The sequence below is a fragment of the Pseudomonas sp. P42 genome (assembly GCF_017973755.1).
In the GTDB taxonomy this organism is placed as follows: Bacteria; Pseudomonadota; Gammaproteobacteria; order Pseudomonadales; family Pseudomonadaceae; genus Aquipseudomonas; species Aquipseudomonas iridis.
Map to the genome: position 1 here is coordinate 1 of NZ_JACOPU010000007.1, position 18,658 is coordinate 18,658.

Below are 18,658 nucleotides of genomic sequence, written 5' to 3' on the forward strand. Positions count from 1 at the left end.
ACCGCAGCGACTTCCAACTGGCTGAAGGCAAGAGCGATCAGCCGTTGCTGGTCAGCGGCCACTTCCTCGCGCTGACCGCGCACCCGAAAGCCAAGTGGAACGACCTCTGGCTGCTCACCGAAGTCCTGCACGAAGGCAAACAGCCGCAAGTGCTGGAAGAGTCGGTGACCAGCGACACCACCGCGCTGAAAGACGATTTCCATCAGGGCTACCGCAACCGCTTCCAGGCCACGCCATGGGACGTGCCGAATCGCCCGCCCCTGCGCCACCCGAAACCGCGCATCCTCGGCAGCCAGAGCGCCGTGGTCACCGGCCCCAAAGGCGAAGAGATCCACTGCGACCAATACGGCCGCGTCAAAGTGCAATTCCACTGGGACCGCGAAGGCCAGGCCGACGACAAGACCAGCTGCTGGCTCCGCGTCTCCAGCGCGTGGGCCGGCGCCCAATACGGCGGCATCGCCATCCCGCGCATCGGCATGGAAGTGCTGGTCACCTTCCTTGAAGGCGACCCCGATCAACCGCTGATCAGCGGCTGCCTGTACCACAAGGAAAACACCGTCCCGTACGCACTGCCGGCCAACAAAACCCGCAGCACCTTCAAAACCCTGAGCTCAATGGGTGGCGGCGGCTACAACGAACTGCGCATCGAAGATAAGAAAGGTCAGGAACAGATTTATCTCCACGCCCAACGCGACTGGGACGAGAACGTCGAGCATGACCAGAAGATTAGGGTCGGCAACGAGCGTCACGACACCGTTGAAAAGAACAGCTACACGGAATTCAAGGCCGAAGAACACCACACGGTTTATGCCGATCGTAAAGTTGAGGCGCGGGCGAATGATCACCTGACCGTGGGCGTCAATCAGCACATCAAGATTGGGACTGGGCAGTTCATCGATGCGGGGCAGGAAATCCACCTGAGCAGCGGTATGAAAGTGGTGATGGAAGCCGGCGCCGAATTGACCCTGGTCGGTGGCGGCAGCTTCATCAAGATCGACGCCGGCGGCGTGACCATGAGCGGGCCAGTGATCAACATGAACTCCGGCGGCAGCCCCGGCAGTGGCACCGGCGCCGCGCCACTGATGCCCGGCATCCTGAAACAGGCCGACGCCGACAAGGCCGGCCAAGTGCTGACCCCGGCCCAGATCAACACCCTTAAACGCAACGCGCCATTCTGCGAAGAATGCGAAAAATGCAAGGCAGGTGCCTGTGCCATCTGATCGACTGACACCCAAGGACTGGCTGGCACAACAGCCGCTGCAAACCGGCGAACGCATGTACCTGATCATCAGCGCGGCGAGCGATAGCGACGCCCTGAAAAACCTGTACCTGACAGAACCCACCGCCCAGCTCCTGCCAATCTGGGGCGGCACGCCCTACTCCACCTGGCAACCGGTGATGCCCTACGTCACCGAGATCAAGGCCAGCTCCGCGTTCCTGCCGTGGATCGCCGAAACCGACGCCCTAGACTGGGGCTGGCTGGCGGTATCGCGCTCGGAGCCAAACGACGTGTTCGAGCATTTGCGCAGCCTGACGCAGGTGAAGATGCCGGATAGCACCGAGGTGTTTTTCCGCTTCTGGGATGGGCGGCATATCTACCCGATTCTGCATGGACTGAGAGACAAGGCTGGGGAAGTGATGCCGATGTTTGAGCGGTATCTGATTAATGGCAAGGCCCTTGAGGTTGGGCCGAGGGCGCTGCCGAAGGTGAAGGATTGGCCGTGGTGGGAGGTGCCGAAGGATTTGTTGGATGGGTTGATGGCCGAGAACCCTTCGACCGTTATCGGCAACATGATGCAGTGGCTGCTGGATGAACATGCCGACCTGTACTTCTCGTTCCCCGAGTCGAACTTGAAACAAAAAGTGGCGCGATTTGTAAAACGCACGCCGCTCACGGAAGAAAATTTTACCGGGCTGCTGAAAGCCCATCTGGAAAATGAGGTGGTTGTATGAGTGTTTTGATGGGTGGGATTGTTGGCAACCTCACAGCAAAGCAACCTGATGCTCAGGCAATCATCAATGACTTCAAAAAGTGCCTTAAGGACTACCGCGAGCATGCCGAAGCCTGGTATGGCGGCATTCTGGATGCTGAGCAGCAGTTCAAGGTCGGTGACGAAGTCGGTACGGCGGACAAGGACAGCAAAAAGGAAAATACCCTTTATGCCAACTGCCCGGCAAACGGCAAACTGGTGCTGGTACACAGTTTCGAATCCGCTCGCTTTGTGCCGATTGGCAATACGCCAGTGCGTTTGACGCCTGTGGTTGACGGCCGCTTCGTTGGCAAGAACGAGGTAGGCCCGGCGATCAACAAAACTATAGATTCGACCGGAATTCTGGAAGTCTCCGGTCTCACACCTAATCAGCAGTACAAGATTACATTTTTCCCTAATCCGACTCCTGCCCAGATCGATAGCCTGTTCAACTCATACCAAGGCGTGATCGGTGAACTCGGTGGCTGGTTGCAAACCGAGTGGAGCACCAGTTTCCTGCCGTTGTGGCAGGCCCACACCGATGCATCGCTCGGCGGTCGCGCACTGCAAGAACTGCAAGCCGCATGGGAAGGTTTTCTGAAAGCAATTCTGGGTCTGTGGGGCGATATCAAGAGCCTCTACGACCTGGTTGCTCACCCCCGCGAGAACTACGAAAAACTGAAAAAGTTCTTCACCGAAGAACAGATCAAAAAGATCTATGACGCCTCCGCCGAGGCCATTCACACCGCCCTGTTGATTGCCAGCGATGAGCCACTGATGTGGATCTACGTCGCTGCAATTGTGGCATGGGTGCAGATGCTGCCCCCTCAGACCTGCACCGAAGTGTTGGCGCAGATGAGCACAGAATTCCTGCTGAACATTCTTGTCGGTGTAGTCCTCACCGGAGGTCTGGGCCTGGCTGTGCGTGTGGGCACGAAAGCCGTCAAAGGTGTGCAGAGCAGCGGCAAAGTCATAAAACTGATTGAAGACTTCACTGGCATGCTGATGAAGGTCAGCAAATCCAAGGCTACTGCGCACACTGAGGCGTCCAAGCCGTTGTTGCTAAATGGCGATGCGGCATTTAACCCGGCGCGAAAAGCTGACGTTCAAATTGCCAACCCTAAACCTGCAGAAACGGCAAAGGCACCAGAGCAGAAACATCCTGTTAGCGGCGGAAAAGTGGAGTCCGATGCGCAGATTCAGGCTCGCAGAAAAAATGAACCAGCCTCACGTGCCGAGCAAGTAGAAAAGGTCGACAACGCGCCTGAACAATCGAAGAACCCCGCCGACGAACCCGCCCAGTGTGTTGACGATACATGTTCTGGTGGCGACCCCGTGTCGATGGTGACCGGTGAAGAATTGCTGACACTGACAGATGGTGAACTGGGCGGTTTGCTGCCTTTCGAGTGGTCACGTCTGTACCGCAGCAGTGCAGTCGAAATCGACAGCCGTCTCGGACACGGTTGGAGTCATTCGCTGTCCCATCGTTTACAGCTCGACGATGAGGGAGTCCTTTGGACAGACAATGAGAACCGCCAGACCCGCTTCCCGATGCCAACCGAACAGCGTCCGGCCATCACCAATAGTCTGGCACAGGCAGCGATTTATCTGGGCAATGCTCCCGGCGAACTGGTTCTGACCCAAGCAGGGCCAAAAACACGCTTCTACCACTTCCGCGCCGGGCGCCTGACAACGATCAGCGACGCCTATGAAAATCGGTTGCAGATCAGTTATGACTTCGTTGGCCGTATCCAGCGTATCGACAATGGTGCAGGTCGCGCTCTGCTCCTGCGTTACGACGACCGTCACATTATGGCCGTCGATCAACAGCAACAACGCCCGGAGTACAACGAACGAGGTGAACGCCAGGATCCATGGCTGACCATTCAGACGCTCGTCACTTACAAATACAACGCACGCAATCAGCTGGTTTCTTCCACAAACGCAGCAGGTGAAACCGAGCATTATCGCTACAACGACCAACACGTCATCCTCGAACGACAAATGGCCGGTGGAGCAAGTTTTTTCTGGGAGTGGGAGCGAGAAGGCAAGCTTTCCCGCTGCGTCCGTCACTGGGCCAACTATTCACAGATGGAAGCGCGATACGAGTGGGACGACAAAGGCTCGGTGACCGTTTACAACGCCGACGGCAGTGAACTGGTCTATGTACATGACGAAAACGCCCGTCTGGTCAGCGAGACCGCACCCGATGGCGGTGAAACCCAGAATGCCTATGACGATCAAGGTCGTTTGATCGCCGTAAAAGACCCGATGGGCGCCGTCACCGAATACCAATACAGCGAGGCTGGGCGCTTGATCGCGGTCATACCGCCGGAAGGTGTTCCGACCCGTTATAACTATTTCAACGGCCAACTCATCGATGTTCAACGGGGCAAAGCCCGCTGGAAATATGAGCGCAACCGACAGGGCGACATCACCCAACAAACCGACCCAGATGGCAACGAAACCCACTACAGCTATGACCGTCAGGGCCGACTGCTGGAAATTCGTCATCCCGATGGTAGCCGTCACCAACTGGGCTGGAACAACCTCGGTCAGTTGCTGGAAGAACGCCTGCCGGACGGCGGTCAGCGGAAATACCGCTATGACGCGCTAGGTCGACAAATCACCCGCCAGGACGAATTCGGTGCCATCACCCAATACCAATGGGATGCCGCTGATCGTCTGACCCAAGTTACCCTGCCCGGCGGCGCCACCCGCGCCTTTACCTACAACCCTTATGGCCGTGTCACCGCCGAACGCGACGAACTCGGACGCATCACTCGCTACGAGTACGCCGACAACCTGCACCTGGTCAGCCGCCGCATCAATCCGGACGGCAGCCAACTGCGCTACCGTTACGACAACTCACAACTCAATCTCACCGAGATTGAGAACGAGCGCGGCGAACGCTATCAACTCGACTACTACTCGAACGGCTTGATTCAGCAGGAAACCGGTTTCGATGGTCGCCGAACAGCCTATGAGTACGACCTCAACGGTCAGTTGTTGAAAAAGACCGAGTTTGGCGCCGATGGCAGCGAACTGGTCAGCGAGTATCAGCGCGACGCCTCGGGCCGTTTGCTGGTTAAAACCCTGCCCGACGGAAAAGAGATCCATTACAGCTATGACGCCCTCGGTCGCCTGATCAACGTCGACGACGGCAACTGGCCTCTCGCCTACGAATACGACGTGCAGGATCGCCTGATCACTGAGCACCAAGGCTGGGGCACCACCCGCTACGAATACGACAGCGTTGGACAATTCAAACAGTGCCGCCTGCCTGACGGCAGCACACTCGAATACCGCCATCTGTCCGGCGGCCGCTTGAGCAGTATCGACCTCAACGGTTCACGACTGACTAACCACCAATTCGACGCTGGTCGCGAACATCAACGTCAGCAAGGCATGTTACTTAGCCAATACGAGTACGATGAACAGGGCCGACTGCAAGCCCACAGCGTAAGCCAGCGAGACAAAAATCTGTTTAAGCGTCGCTACAACTACGACGCCAACGGCAACCTCGCTGGCGTCGACGACAGTCGTAAAGGTAACCGCAGCTACCACTACGACCCGCTCGACCGCCTGATCAGCGTACGCGGCGCCACACCCGAAAGCTTCGCCCACGACCCGGCAGGCAACCTGCTCGGCCAGAACAACGAAGGCACCGCCAACCTCGCCAACGTCAAAGGCAACCGCCTGCTGATGCAGGGCGACCGTCACTACGACTACGACGCCTACGGCAACCTGATCCGCGAACGTCGCGGGGCGGGGCAGAAGCTGGTCACCGAATACCGCTACGACTGCCAGCATCGACTGATCGGTGTCAGCCTGCCGGGCGGCAGCAATGCCAGCTACAAATACGACGCCTTCGGCCGCCGAATCGAAAAAACCGTGGACGGTCACATCACTGAGTTCCTCTGGCAAGGTGATCGCCTGATCGCCGAAAGTGCCGCTAATCGCTATCGCAGCTATATTTACGAACCGGGCAGCTTTCGCCCGCTGGCGATGCTCGACGGAGAGGGCCCGCGCAGAGCCACGCCGTTTTACTACCAACTCGATCATCTTGGCACACCGCAGGAACTGACCGATTACAGCGGCGAGATCATGTGGTCGGCGAAATACCGAGCCTATGGAAACCTGGCCGTGCTGGATGTCAGCGAAATCGACAACCCATTGCGCTTCCAAGGTCAGTATTTCGACGCGGAGACGGGCTTACATTACAACCGTCACCGCTACTACAATCCGAGCACTGGACGGTTTCTGACACCGGATCCGGTCAAGCTTGTGGGTGGGTTGAATAGCTACCAGTACGTGCCTAACCCTACAGGGTGGATTGATCCATTGGGTTTGACTGGATGCCCGGACCAAAAGAAATTTAAAAGGGGTGATAAATTTTATGGATCCCGCAGATCCGCATTCCAGGATGCAAAACGTGATGCGAGAATTCCTACTACGGCAGAACCAACTGATGTGAAACGAATTCCCCTTACCAAAGAGGCTGAGAATGGAGGTACTGAGTTCGTTCGTGATGCTGGAGGCAATACTGTGATGACTAGAGAGTACCATTATAAAAACATTGACAATGAGCACGTAGTCATTCAGGAACACTCGCGCGGGCATGAAGATTTTCCTTCTACACATGCATCGCACAAACCACACTTCAATGTGAGAGAGTACAATCCAGAAACAGGAAATGCTCATCGAACTAAAACATTCCACTTAAGAAGTGTGGCTAACCATTACGTATTTGAGTAATTTAAAATGTGGACATCAGCAATTTCGAATAGAAAACAGTGGTCCTCCATCTTCGGGGAAGACCATTCACCTGCCACCCTGCATACTTCTTACGTCATGCTGGACGGAAGCTCTATATGCTTAAAGTTATATAGCCAGGTGGAACAAAAGGTCGCCCCAAAAAAATGGCTAGAAAAAGATTATAACGAGTACGAATTCCAGCTTTACTTAGTCAACATAGAAAGCTTCAAAGTAGAAAACTTCAATTTCAGCGGCCTTACCACTATAACCGTCACCCAAGATGGTTCAAACCACAAAATCAACCTTGAGTTTGGAAACTCATGCACAGCCACATGCGTTGCAAAAAGCATTACCATTGCTAATATCAAGGCATACCATAACGATGGTGCAATGTAGAAAACATCCAGCTCCGCTCTCATTAAAAAACTGACAAAGCTTAGAAAACAATCTTGACCACCATTAGAACCCGATAACACACAGACGAACAGAACATTATAAAAAAACAAATATTCTACCTAAAACTAGTTCTATATCTGGATTGTAAATAGACCTGTATGATCAGCCTCTAGCTATCCGGCCGTAGAGAACTCAGCTACTTATACGATACCGTTGGGTGCCGCATCGAAAAACTGTCAACGGCCACACCACCGAATTCCTGTAACAAGGCGAACGCCTGATCGCGGAAAGCGCTGAGAACCGCTACCGCAGCTACGTCTACGAACCGGGCACCTTCCAACCTTTGGCGATGCTCGATGGCGAAGACCCCCTAAAAGCAACGCCATTCTATTACCAACTCGACCACCTCGGCACACCTCAAGAACTCACCGACTTCAGCGGCGAGATCATGTGGTCGGCGAAATACCGTGCCTATGGCAACCTCGCGGCATTGGATGTCAGTGAAATCGACAACCCGCTGCGGTTCCAAGGTCAGTACTTCGATGCGGAGACGGGCCTCCATTACAACCGCAATCGTTACTACAACCCAGGAACTAAGCGGTTTCTGACACCAGATCCGATCAATCTTGCGGGTGGGTTGAACAACTACTACTACGTGCCTAACCCTACGGGGTGGGTGGATCCATTGGGGTTGAGCTCCGGTTGTCCTGGCAAAAAAGATACTTCTTCGCAGAACAAGCAGAATGAGTCCCCACCGCCAGAGCTTTCGCGTAGCGGCGCCTTCAGACAGGCAAAAACAGAAGCAGGAATACCAAGATCCCAAAACCCGGATCCCGTGTTTGATCCTACGACAGGTAAAACACAACAATATAAGTATGCAAGAATGACAGATAAAGCTGGCGAAAGTATCTTAAACAGTGATGGAAAACCGATTCTCGCAAGAGAATATCAATTTACGCGTGCTGACGGTTCAAAAGTAATCATTCAAGACCACTCAGCAGGGCATCAATACCACGAACCAGGCAACAAAGGCGACCAGACAGCTCACTTCAATCTACGACTGATTGAAAACCCAAGAACAGGCAAAGTACCTGGTGCCAAAGACCACTATTACTTCAAGGATAAAAAATGAAGTTTTGGAACGAACTAGACGGAAGCATATTCTTTAATAAAGTTTTCACAACTCCAATCCCTATCGGAGAGGTTACGCTATTCTCCTTAAACATAGACAACAATAGACCAGTAATAACCCTCGAATTTGACATTACAGAGTATCCAGAGACACCTCCCACCAAGTGGAAACAATCTGGTTTCAACACCTGTAGAATCGGCCTCAACTGCAGCAACATTCAAGGACTTCTAATAAAAAATATTCCCACCAAGAAAAATTTAACTATCACGATTACGAATGAAGGCGGCAACTTTAGAGTTCGCGCAGAAAATGATGAGTCAATAATAGAGTTCACGACAAAACACTCTTTGCTATGCGGCCCATCCGCCTATCTTAATTCACTAGAGTAGCGTTAAGAAGCCAACTACTCAGGCATCGAAAACAAAAAAAATGGGGTGACAGACACACAATAGGTAGAATCCTGCGGCATTATCCAGTACCAGTGAGATGCCGTTGATCGTCTGACCAAATCGGCGAAGGCACGTGCAAGGCCACGCCGTTTTACTACCAACTCGACCGCCTTGGTACATCGCCGGAACACCGATTGGAGCGGCGAGATCATGTGGTCAGCGAAATATCGCGTATACGGCAATCTGGTAGGACCACAAAGGGGACAGATCCTGAGAAATCCCCGCTTTTTCCTAAGAGAAATCAAGAAATTGGGAATTGAAGAGACACGCACGGGGCGGCAGTTTGTATTGCACCATACAAAAACAAGATCCCGATCCCATACAGGCCATCCGATTCTTACACAGCGCGCTCGCTCAAGCACTTCCCACTGTTCACTCTCGTCGTCTGAAGACGCTAATGTATTGTGTCAGTTCATTACTGCGAGGTCGTCGTATGACGCTGACAGGATGTGGGCGATTCATGTCAGGCAAGGCTTATCCCAAACATGCCAACAAGCGAGTGGATCGGTTGTTGGGAAATCGCCATCTGCAAACAGAACGTTCGCTGTTTTACTGGGTCATGTTGCGAGCACTTCTGGGATCCCTGGTACACCCCTTGATCCTGGTCGACTGGTCGCTGATTAACGCGGCGGTAGAATTCTTTTTGTTACGCGCCGCCAATCCGCTGGTTGGGCGTTCGTTCCCTATTTACGAAAGTGCTCATGAGCGTGAGGAATGCCTAAAATATCAAAACCGCTTGAAGCAAACGCTGGCTGAACTGCTCCCCAAAGACTGTTTGCCGGTCGTTGTGTCGATGCCGGTTTTCGACGACCTTGGATCAAGGCTGTCGAGGCGCAAGGCTGGTATTACGTGGCTTGAGTGCGTAACCGCGACCTCTACCGCAGCGACTCAAATACCTGGTTGCCAGTGAAAAACCTCTACGCGTTGGCGTCGTCCTCACCGAAGTCGCTGGGCCATACCGAGATGACCCAAAGCGCACCGCTTTTCATTCATTTGTACTGCGTCGACACCGGGCCAAGGGACGAAAACATCAACGCGTCACCGGTTCAATCGCCAAAAATGAGCTCAGCAGGCAATCGGCTAATCGTGGCGATTTACAAGCAGCGGATGCAGATAAAAAAATACTTCCGAGATGTGAAAAGCGAGCACCTGGAACTTCCTCTTGATAGCGGAAGCTAATGATCGAGATCGCGACTTTCCAAATACAGAGTGTATCGCTGGCAGCGACGTACAAACAAATAATCAACTGGAGTTAACATGAGACACCACTGAAAATCTTTTGGTATTGAGCCAAAGCCGCTAGTGAGTAAAAATACAATTTACCAAGTACAAAAGCTACTTTGCGCAAACTTTCCAGAATCATACCTGGACCTAGTCATACACTCCGACAGTGCATCCCCAAAGACATCCGAGTTTTCATATGGAGATGAAAAAACCTGTATCAGTGAGTTCTTTCAGTTTTCGGCTGATGTCACCCCGTATACGATTTTATGGAACTTAGAAGCAGGGAGCCGTCCAGGGCTTCCCAAAGGGATGGTACCCATAGCAAGGGATGCAGGTGGTAAACTGGTATACCTAAACTTAAATACACACTCGATTGCTATTGAAATATTTGATCCAGCCTCAAGCAAAACTCACGTTACTGCTAGTAATTTCGATGAATTTATTGGCTTGTGGAGTGAGTACATTAATTTTCCACTCCAACTTCGGCACTTTTTAAGCAGTCGTAGCTGAACGTCTCACGCATTTTTACCTATCACTGGGCTTAGACATTAGTTCCCCGGCAATGATGAGCTTGTTTGAGGAGCAGGAAGTCTTATTATTCCCATACGGCAATAAATCCACCTGCCGCGATTGTTTTTTCTGTGTGGGTATTATTACGCTAAGTGAATAGAAATCAGCGCTGTCGAACTTTGGATTTCTGCTTTAGGCCGTTTTATGCCGATTATGGTTACAAAGCGTGCTGGTCAAGTCAGTGCAATTAACCATTCACGAAAGACTATAGCTACACCATCGCATCGTACCGTATTGGTACGAAGACGGTCGACATGGGCAAATGGTCTCAATAATCGACCAAAAGCAGGTTTTCCTAAAGAAGTACTGAATTGGTCGAGACCACTCCCGTCAAATCAGCATACCAAGCCGAGTGAAGAGTTTTTACGTGAAAGTGCGGAAGTCCTTAAGGAGTTTTCAAATGGACAGTCTTTGCTCGATTACTTAAAGATCAAATTTTCGAATTCTCAGCACTACACAGAAAAAAATTCGTAGGAAGCGAGCATTCTCTAAAGACGTCCTCCCCCCCGGGCACCGTGATCAAAAAAATCGCAGCCCAAAGCCGCGATTTTTTCTTTCGTACCGTTTACACAGCAGCTAACCGCACCTGCTTCTCCAACTCCACCTTCAACCCCGGCTCCAGCTTCAATTGCCGCGCCAGTTCATCCAGGTAGCTCTTCTCCATGAAGTTCTCCTCGTCCACCAACATCACACTGGCGATGTACATCTCAGCCGCCATCTCCGGCGTGCTTGCGGCGCGGGCGACGTCGGCGGGGTCGAGGGGCTTGTTGAGTTCGGCGTGTAGCCAGTGTTGCAGTTCCTGATCGTTGTCGAGTTTGGTGAATTCGCCTTCGATCAGTTGGCGTTCTCGGTCGTCGATATGGCCGTCAGCTTTGGCGGCGGCGACGAGGGCCTTGAGGATCGCCTGGCTATGCAGCTCGACCTGCGCTGGAGGCAAGCGGTCGAGGGTCTGGGGTTCGCCTTGTGGCGCGGTGCCTTTTTGCGCGTTCCAGTTGCCGTAAGCCTTGTAGGCCAACACGCCCAGCGCGGCGAGGCCGCCGTAGACAGCGACTTTGCCGCCGACATTACGCGCCTTTTTACTGCCGAGCAGCAGACCCATGGCGCCCGCCGCCAATGCACCACCACCCGCGCCTGAGAGCAGACCACCAAGGCCACCGCCGCCGGAAGACCCGCCAAGCAAGCCACCCAGGCCACCGGCCGCCGATTTGTTCTGCGAGCCACCGGCCTTGTTCTGCAACAAATCCTGGCCGGATTTGAGTAGCTGATCGAGCAATCCACGGGTGTTCATGTTCCGCCTCCAAACTGGGGATATCAGGACCTATAAGGCCCTCAGCCTAGTTCGAAAGTGCCCTGGACAGACTTACAAGTGTGCTTCCAGATGTTGCTCAGTGTGGCCAGGCCATTCGTGAAAATAGATATACACTCAGGCCAATCTATAAAAACCGCCCACTGGGTACCCTTCTCATGATGACCCTGCGTCAGATCCGTCATTTCATCGCCGTGGCCGAGACCGGCTCGATCTCTGCCGCTGCGCAAACGGCGTTCATTTCCCAATCGACCCTGACCCTGGCGATCCAGCAACTGGAAGAGGAAATCGGCGTCAGCCTGTTCAGCCGCCACGCCAAGGGCATGACGCTGACGCATCAGGGTCATCAATTCCTACGCCAGGCGCACCTGATTCTAGCGACGGTGGATAACGCCAAACGCAGCCTGCAACAGAGCACCGATCAGGTTGCCGGGCAGTTGATCATCGGTGTGACCAGCCTTGTCGCTGGTTATTACCTCGCGGATTTGGTCACCCGGTTTCAGCGTGCTTATCCCAATGTCGAGATACGGGTGATGGAGGACGAACGCCCCTACATCGAGCACTTGCTGGTCAGCGGCGAAATCGACGTCGGCGTGTTGATCCTCTCCAACCTCGAAGATCGCCACGCCTTGCAGACTGAGGTTCTGACTCATTCGCCGCACCGTTTATGGCTTCCGGCCCAGCATCCGCTTCTGGAACACGACAGCATCAATCTCGCCGATGTTGCCCGCGAACCGTTGATTCAACTCAACGTCGACGAGATGGATCGCAACGCCCAACGTCTATGGCGCGGCGCCGGACTGCAACCGAAGATCACCCTGAGAACCGCTTCAACCGAAGCGGTGCGGAGCCTTGTAGCGGCCGGTTTGGGTGTATCGATCCAGCCGGACATGACCTACCGCCCATGGTCACTGGAAGGCGACATCATCGAAGCGCGGCCAATTGCCGACCTCAACCAGACCCTTGATGTCGGCCTGGCCTGGCGCCGCGGCGCCGCACGACCTGCTCTCGTCGACCCCTTCCTCACCGTCGCCCGCGAACAACCACACGGCGGACGCAAGCCATCTATTTAATCGAATGCCACCTTCAGTATTTAGAATTTGTCGCCCCCGGAGCCGCGCACTAGTCTTGCTGCATCTATAAGACGGTCGGCTCCCGGTGACACAGGGAGCAACAATGGCCATACAAGAAAAGAGAGCTCGCAAAATGGCTGGCGCGCAGACCCCGATGTGTACCGCGTTGTTGATCGACGGTGAACTGGTCGCCGGTGAAGGCTTTGTCGAGCCGATCCTCAACCCGGCCACCGGTGAAATCCTCACGCACATCGCCGAAGCCAGCACCGAACAGGTCGAAGCCGCCATCCTCGCGGCTCACCGTGCGTTCGCCGAATGGTCGCGGACCACGCCGCAGCAACGCTCCAATCTGCTGCTGGACATCGCCAACGCCGTCGAAAAACACGCCGATCACCTCGCCCGCCTTGAATCGTTGAACTGCGGCAAGCCGTTGCATCTGGCTCGTCAGGACGATTTGACTGCGACCGTCGACGTGTTCCGTTTTTTCGCCGGAGCCGTGCGCTGCCAGACCGGCCAGCTCAGCGGTGAATACCTGCCGGGTTACACCAGCATGGTGCGCCGCGATCCGATTGGCGTCGTCGCCTCGATTGCGCCGTGGAACTACCCGATCATGATGGCCGCGTGGAAGATCGCCCCGGCCCTCGCTGCTGGCAACACGCTGGTGTTCAAGCCATCCGAACACACGCCGCTGTCGATCCTTGCACTGGCCCCTGCGCTCGCCGAAATCCTGCCGCGAGGGGTGATCAACATCATCTGCGGCGGTGGCGAAGGCGTCGGCAGCCATTTGGTCAGTCACCCGAAAATCCGCATGGTCTCGCTGACCGGCGATATCGTCACCGGGCAGAAAATCCTTCAGGCCGCGGCGAAAACCCTCAAACGCACACACCTTGAACTCGGCGGCAAGGCGCCGGTAATTGTCTGCAACGACGCGGACATTCAAGCCGTCGTCGAAGGCGTACGCACCTACGGTTACTACAACGCCGGGCAGGATTGCACCGCTGCTTGCCGGATCTACGCCCAGGCCGGCATCCACGACAAACTGGTCGCCGAACTCGGTGCGGCCGTCAGCAGCCTGCGCTTCGCTGGCAAACGCGATGCCGACAACGAAATAGGCCCGCTGATCAGCACGCGTCAGCGTGACCGCGTGGCCAGTTTCGTTGAACGCGCCCTCGGTCAGCCGCACATCGAGCGGGTGACCGGCGCGGCGGTGCATTCCGGTGCCGGTTTCTACTATCAACCAACGCTGCTGGCCGGTTGCAAGCAGAGCGACGAAATCGTCCAGCGCGAAGTGTTCGGCCCGGTGGTGACCGTGACCCGTTTCGACGAACTCGCCCAAGCCGTCGACTGGGCCAACGATTCCGAATACGGCCTCGCCTCGTCGGTGTGGACACAGAATCTGGACAAGGCGATGCAGGTCGCCGCCCGCCTGCAGTACGGCTGCACCTGGATCAACAGCCATTTCATGCTGGTCAGCGAAATGCCCCACGGCGGGCTGAAACGCTCAGGTTATGGCAAAGACTTGTCCAGCGACTCGCTTCAGGACTACAGCGTGGTGCGGCACATCATGGCCCGCCACGGCCAGCATCTCTGACTACGCTAATAACAAGACGCCAACGGCATGCTTCAACGCGTTCACAACTGCCCCGACCATAATTTAAAGAAGAGGGTTCAACCATGTTCGTGCACAAGACCGCAATGCTCAGTGCAATCACCATGGCCCTGCTGGCCAGCGCCAGCCTGCAAGCGGCAGAACCGCTGAAGGCTGTCGGCGCTGGTGAAGGTCAGTTGGATATCGTCGCCTGGCCGGGCTACATCGAACGTGGCGAGAGCGACAAGGCCTACGACTGGGTGAGCGGTTTCGAGAAAGAAACCGGCTGCAAGGTCAACGTGAAAACCGCCGCGACCTCTGACGAAATGGTCAGTCTGATGGCCAAGGGTGGTTACGACCTGGTCACCGCGTCGGGCGATGCGTCGCTGCGGTTGATCGTCGGCAAGCGTGTGCAACCGATCAACACCGCGTTGATCCCGAACTGGAAAACCCTCGACCCACGCCTGAAAGATGCGCCGTGGTACGTGGTCAACAATCAGACTTACGGCACCCCGTACCAGTGGGGGCCGAACGTGCTGATGTACAACACCAACGTGTTCAAGACTGCGCCGACCAGTTGGAACGTGCTGTTCGACGCGCAGAACCTGCCGGACGGCAAAGCGAACAAGGGCCGTGTGCAGGCGTATGACGGCCCGATCTACATTGCCGATGCGGCGCTGTACCTGAAATCGGCCAAGCCTGAATTGGGCATCAGCGACCCGTATCAACTGACCGAAGCGCAGTACAAGGCTGTGCTGGATCTGTTGCGCGCGCAGCAGCCGCTGATCCACCGCTACTGGCACGACACCACGGTGCAGATGAGCGACTTCAAAAACGAAGGCGTGGTCGCCTCCAGCGCCTGGCCATATCAGGTCAACGGCCTGATCAACGAGAAGCAGCCAATCGCTTCGACCATCCCGAAAGAAGGCGCCACCGGTTGGGCCGACACCACCATGTTGCACGCTGAGGCCAAGCATCCGAACTGTGCCTACAAGTGGATGGACTGGTCGCTGCAACCGAAGGTCCAGGGTGATGTGGCGGCGTGGTTTGGCTCGTTACCGGCCGTGCCGGCGGCGTGCAAAGAGAGCGAATTGCTTGGCGCCGAGGGTTGCAAGACCAACGGTTTCGACCAGTTCGACAAGATCGCCTTCTGGAAAACCCCGCAGGCCGAGGGCGGCAAGTTTGTGCCGTACAGCCGCTGGACACAGGACTACATCGCGATCATGGGCGGTCGCTAAGCTCGAGCACAGCTCGGTCAAGCTCCCTTCCCCCCCGCCCCCCGGGGGGGAGAGGGCGCTAAAAAGCAGATCGCATTCACCGTTAGATATTTCAGCTTTTTCAGAAGTCCAGGCAGGGCCGCTGCGACGGCCTTCGCCTTTTTGGAGCACCGCACCATGACGCTTGCAGTCCAGTTCACCAATGTTTCCCGGCAGTTCGGCGAAGTTAAGGCCGTTGACCGGGTTTCCATCGATATCCAGGACGGCGAGTTCTTTTCCATGCTCGGCCCTTCCGGCTCGGGCAAAACCACCTGCTTGCGCCTGATCGCCGGGTTCGAACAACCGAGCGCCGGCTCGATTCGCATTCACGGCGTCGAAGCGGCGGGTTTGCCGCCGTATCAACGTGACGTAAACACTGTGTTTCAGGATTACGCGCTGTTCCCGCACATGAACGTGCTCGACAACGTCGCCTACGGTTTGAAGGTCAAAGGTGTCGGCAAAACCGAGCGCCACAAACGTGCTGAGGAAGCCTTGGACATGGTCGCGCTCGGCGGCTACGGCGCACGCAAGCCGGTGCAGTTGTCCGGTGGTCAGCGCCAGCGCGTGGCCCTCGCCCGCGCCTTGGTCAATCGTCCGCGAGTGCTGCTACTCGATGAGCCGCTCGGCGCGCTGGATTTGAAACTGCGCGAGCAAATGCAAAGCGAACTGAAGAAGCTGCAACGCCAGCTCGGCATCACCTTCATCTTCGTCACCCACGATCAGACCGAAGCGCTGTCGATGTCCGATCGCGTCGCCGTGTTCAACAAGGGTCGCATCGAACAGGTCGACACGCCGCGCAATCTGTACATGAAACCGACCACCACTTTCGTCGCCGAATTCGTCGGCACGTCGAACGTGATTCGGGGTGAACTGGCGCGGCAGATCAGCGGCCATCCGCAGCCGTTTTCGATTCGTCCGGAACATGTGCGTTTCGCCGAAGGCCCCTTGGCCAGCCATGAAATCGAAGTCAGTGGTTTGCTCCACGACATTCAGTATCAGGGCAGCGCCACGCGCTATGAATTGACCCTGGAAAACGGCCAGACCCTGAGCATCAGCCACGCCAACAACCAGTGGATCGACAGCAGCGCACAACATCAGACCGGTCAACGCCTTAGCGCACGCTGGGCGCGGGAAGCGATGATCCCGCTGCACGATACCGTGACGAGCGGGGTGTGAAATGAGCACACTCGCGATGACTCAATCGCCGCCATTGCGCAGGTTTTCCAACCTGCTCTACCGCAAGCCGAACTTGTATTTGTCGATGCTGCTGGTGCCGCCGCTGCTGTGGTTCGGCGCGATCTATCTCGGCTCGTTGCTGGTGCTGTTGTGGCAGGGTTTCTACACCTTCGACGACTTCACCATGGCGGTCACTCCTGACCTGACGCTGGCGAACTTTGCCGCGCTGTTCCAGCCGTCGAACTTCGACATCATCCTGCGCACGCTGAGCATGGCCATCGTCGTGTCGATTGCCAGCGCCATCCTGGCATTCCCGATTGCCTACTACATGGCGCGCTACACCACCGGCAAGACCAAGGCGTTTTTCTACATCGCGGTGATGATGCCGATGTGGGCCAGTTACATCGTCAAGGCTTACGCGTGGACGTTGTTGCTGGCCAAGGGTGGCGTGGCGCAGTGGTTCGTTCAGCACCTGGGGCTGGAACCGGTTTTGCAGTTCATCCTCGGGATTCCTGGCGTGGGCGGCAGCACCTTGTCGACCTCGCATCTGGGGCGGTTCATGGTGTTCGTCTACATCTGGTTGCCGTTCATGATCCTGCCGATTCAGGCTTCGCTGGAGCGCCTGCCGCCGTCGTTATTGCAGGCTTCGGCCGACCTTGGCGCCAAGCCGCGCCAGACCTTCATGCAGGTGATTCTGCCGCTGTCGATTCCGGGGATTGCCGCCGGATCGATCTTCACGTTTTCCCTGACCTTGGGCGACTTCATCGTGCCGCAACTGGTGGGCCCGCCGGGCTACTTCGTGGGCAGTATGGTGTATGCGCAACAAGGTGCGATTGGCAACATGCCGATGGCCGCCGCGTTTACGTTGGTGCCGATTGTGTTGATTGCCATCTACCTGTCCATCGTTAAACGACTGGGGGCCTTCGATGCACTCTGAGCGCGCTTCACTGGGTCTGCGCATCGCAGCCTGGGGCGGGTTGGTGTTTCTGCACTTCCCGATCCTGATCATCTTCCTTTACGCCTTCAACACCGAAGAGGCCGCGTTCAGCTTTCCGCCGAAGGGCTTTACGCTGCACTGGTTCAGCGTGGCGTTTTCGCGAACGGACGTTCTGGAATCGATCAAGTTGTCGCTGCAAATCGCAGCCATCGCCACGTTGATCGCGATGGTCCTCGGCACGCTCGCCTCGGCGGCTTTGTACCGCCGCGATTTCTTCGGCAAACAGGGCATTTCTTTGATGCTGATCCTGCCGATCGCGCTGCCCGGGATCATCACCGGGATCGCGCTGCTGGCGACCTTCAAGACGCTGGGGATCGAACCGGGAATGTTCACCATCATCGTCGGCCACGCGACCTTCTGTGTGGTGATCGTTTACAACAACGTCATCGCCCGCCTGCGCCGCACTTCGCACAGTTTGATCGAGGCTTCGATGGATCTGGGCGCCGATGGTTGGCAGACGTTTCGCTACATCATCCTGCCAAACCTCGGCTCGGCGTTGCTGGCCGGCGGCATGTTGGCGTTTGCGCTGTCGTTCGACGAAATCATCGTCACCACGTTTACCGCCGGTCATGAACGCACGTTGCCGTTGTGGCTGCTCAACCAGCTCAGCCGCCCACGGGATGTGCCGGTGACCAACGTCGTCGCCATGCTGGTGATGATGGTGACCATGCTGCCGATCCTGGGCGCGTACTACCTGACGCGGGGTGGTGAGAGCGTGGCGGGGAGTGGCGGCAAATGAATCCCTGACAGACACCACCATTTT

Annotated in this window: 13 protein-coding genes and 3 pseudogenes; 15 read left to right on the forward strand and 1 reads right to left on the reverse strand. The window is 55.8% G+C overall.

Translation table 11 applies throughout. The annotated features are described in order from the left end of the window. The 9 genes and pseudogenes from tssI to H8B20_RS28400 form a co-directional block, all read left to right on the forward strand. The coding region (gene tssI / locus H8B20_RS22170; protein WP_210624646.1) for a type VI secretion system tip protein TssI/VgrG at positions 1-1,220 on the forward strand (1,220 nt) is incomplete at its 5' end. Further along, entirely contained in the window at positions 1,210-1,953 is a 744-nt protein-coding gene (locus H8B20_RS22175) for a DUF4123 domain-containing protein (RefSeq protein ID WP_210624647.1), read from the forward strand. The genes tssI and H8B20_RS22175, both read left to right, overlap by 11 nt. After that, positions 1,950-6,728, forward strand: a complete 4,779-nt coding sequence (locus H8B20_RS22180) for an RHS repeat-associated core domain-containing protein (RefSeq protein ID WP_210624648.1) — start codon at positions 1,950-1,952, stop codon at positions 6,726-6,728. The genes H8B20_RS22175 and H8B20_RS22180 overlap by 4 nt, the downstream gene beginning before the upstream one ends. Positions 6,729-6,734: 6 nt before the next feature. Further along, positions 6,735-7,124 (forward strand): Imm50 family immunity protein, encoded by a 390-nt coding sequence (locus tag H8B20_RS28390; RefSeq protein WP_210624649.1) that lies wholly within the window; start codon positions 6,735-6,737, stop codon positions 7,122-7,124. A 194-nt stretch (positions 7,125-7,318) separates the two neighbouring features. Continuing rightward, positions 7,319-8,256: pseudogene (locus H8B20_RS22190) on the forward strand (RHS repeat-associated core domain-containing protein); the annotation flags it as partial. Beyond that, positions 8,253-8,645 (forward strand): Imm50 family immunity protein, encoded by a 393-nt coding sequence (locus H8B20_RS22195; protein ID WP_210624650.1) that lies wholly within the window; start codon positions 8,253-8,255, stop codon positions 8,643-8,645. The pseudogene H8B20_RS22190 and the gene H8B20_RS22195, both read left to right, overlap by 4 nt. A gap of 122 nt (positions 8,646-8,767) precedes the next feature. Continuing rightward, positions 8,768-8,933: pseudogene (locus H8B20_RS28395) on the forward strand (RHS domain-containing protein); the annotation flags it as partial. 91 nt (positions 8,934-9,024) lie between these two features. Next, positions 9,025-9,869, forward strand: a pseudogene (locus H8B20_RS27970) (IS4 family transposase); the annotation flags it as partial. A 138-nt stretch (positions 9,870-10,007) separates the two neighbouring features. Next, entirely contained in the window at positions 10,008-10,439 is a 432-nt protein-coding gene (locus H8B20_RS28400) for an SMI1/KNR4 family protein (protein WP_210624652.1), read from the forward strand. Positions 10,440-11,064: 625 nt separating this feature from the next. Here H8B20_RS28400 and H8B20_RS22210 read toward each other — a convergent pair. Continuing rightward, positions 11,065-11,787: a tellurite resistance TerB family protein gene (locus tag H8B20_RS22210; RefSeq protein WP_210624653.1), complete on the reverse strand. Its 723-nt coding sequence runs from the start codon at positions 11,785-11,787 to the stop codon at positions 11,065-11,067. A 176-nt stretch (positions 11,788-11,963) separates the two neighbouring features. Between H8B20_RS22210 and H8B20_RS22215 the strand changes: the two genes are divergently transcribed. The 6 genes from H8B20_RS22215 (at position 11,964) to H8B20_RS22240 (ending at position 18,634) form a co-directional block, all read left to right on the forward strand. Continuing rightward, complete coding sequence (locus tag H8B20_RS22215) at positions 11,964-12,878, forward strand: LysR family transcriptional regulator (protein ID WP_047299877.1); 915 nt, start codon at positions 11,964-11,966, stop codon at positions 12,876-12,878. A gap of 133 nt (positions 12,879-13,011) precedes the next feature. Next, the gene (locus H8B20_RS22220; protein WP_042557849.1) at positions 13,012-14,469 is read left to right on the forward strand and encodes a gamma-aminobutyraldehyde dehydrogenase; all 1,458 of its coding nucleotides are present in this window, start codon (positions 13,012-13,014) and stop codon (positions 14,467-14,469) included. Positions 14,470-14,552: 83 nt separating this feature from the next. Next, positions 14,553-15,704: a putative ABC transporter substrate-binding protein YdcS gene (ydcS, locus tag H8B20_RS22225; protein ID WP_210624654.1), complete on the forward strand. Its 1,152-nt coding sequence runs from the start codon at positions 14,553-14,555 to the stop codon at positions 15,702-15,704. 156 nt (positions 15,705-15,860) lie between these two features. Then, positions 15,861-16,898, forward strand: coding sequence for an ABC transporter ATP-binding protein (locus tag H8B20_RS22230; RefSeq protein WP_047299875.1), 1,038 nt, complete (start codon positions 15,861-15,863; stop codon positions 16,896-16,898). Position 16,899: 1 nt separating this feature from the next. Continuing rightward, positions 16,900-17,835 (forward strand): ABC transporter permease, encoded by a 936-nt coding sequence (locus H8B20_RS22235; protein ID WP_042557846.1) that lies wholly within the window; start codon positions 16,900-16,902, stop codon positions 17,833-17,835. Continuing rightward, positions 17,825-18,634: an ABC transporter permease gene (locus H8B20_RS22240; protein ID WP_047299874.1), complete on the forward strand. Its 810-nt coding sequence runs from the start codon at positions 17,825-17,827 to the stop codon at positions 18,632-18,634. Before H8B20_RS22235 ends, H8B20_RS22240 begins: the two co-directional genes overlap by 11 nt. Positions 18,635-18,658: the final 24 nt, after the last annotated feature.

What these genes read in the sequence shown, in the direction of transcription:
- H8B20_RS22180 (WP_210624648.1), top strand. Translation starts at nt 1,950, where the DNA reads ATGAGTGTTTTGATGGGTGGGATTGTTGGCAACCTCACAGCAAAGCAA.
- H8B20_RS28390 (WP_210624649.1), top strand. Translation starts at nt 6,735, where the DNA reads ATGTGGACATCAGCAATTTCGAATAGAAAACAGTGGTCCTCCATCTTC.
- H8B20_RS22195 (WP_210624650.1), top strand. Translation starts at nt 8,253, where the DNA reads ATGAAGTTTTGGAACGAACTAGACGGAAGCATATTCTTTAATAAAGTT.
- H8B20_RS22210 (WP_210624653.1), bottom strand. Translation starts at nt 11,787, where the DNA reads ATGAACACCCGTGGATTGCTCGATCAGCTACTCAAATCCGGCCAGGAT.
- H8B20_RS22215 (WP_047299877.1), top strand. Translation starts at nt 11,964, where the DNA reads ATGATGACCCTGCGTCAGATCCGTCATTTCATCGCCGTGGCCGAGACC.
- H8B20_RS22220 (WP_042557849.1), top strand. Translation starts at nt 13,012, where the DNA reads ATGGCTGGCGCGCAGACCCCGATGTGTACCGCGTTGTTGATCGACGGT.
- ydcS (WP_210624654.1), top strand. Translation starts at nt 14,553, where the DNA reads ATGTTCGTGCACAAGACCGCAATGCTCAGTGCAATCACCATGGCCCTG.
- H8B20_RS22230 (WP_047299875.1), top strand. Translation starts at nt 15,861, where the DNA reads ATGACGCTTGCAGTCCAGTTCACCAATGTTTCCCGGCAGTTCGGCGAA.
- H8B20_RS22235 (WP_042557846.1), top strand. Translation starts at nt 16,900, where the DNA reads ATGAGCACACTCGCGATGACTCAATCGCCGCCATTGCGCAGGTTTTCC.
- H8B20_RS22240 (WP_047299874.1), top strand. Translation starts at nt 17,825, where the DNA reads ATGCACTCTGAGCGCGCTTCACTGGGTCTGCGCATCGCAGCCTGGGGC.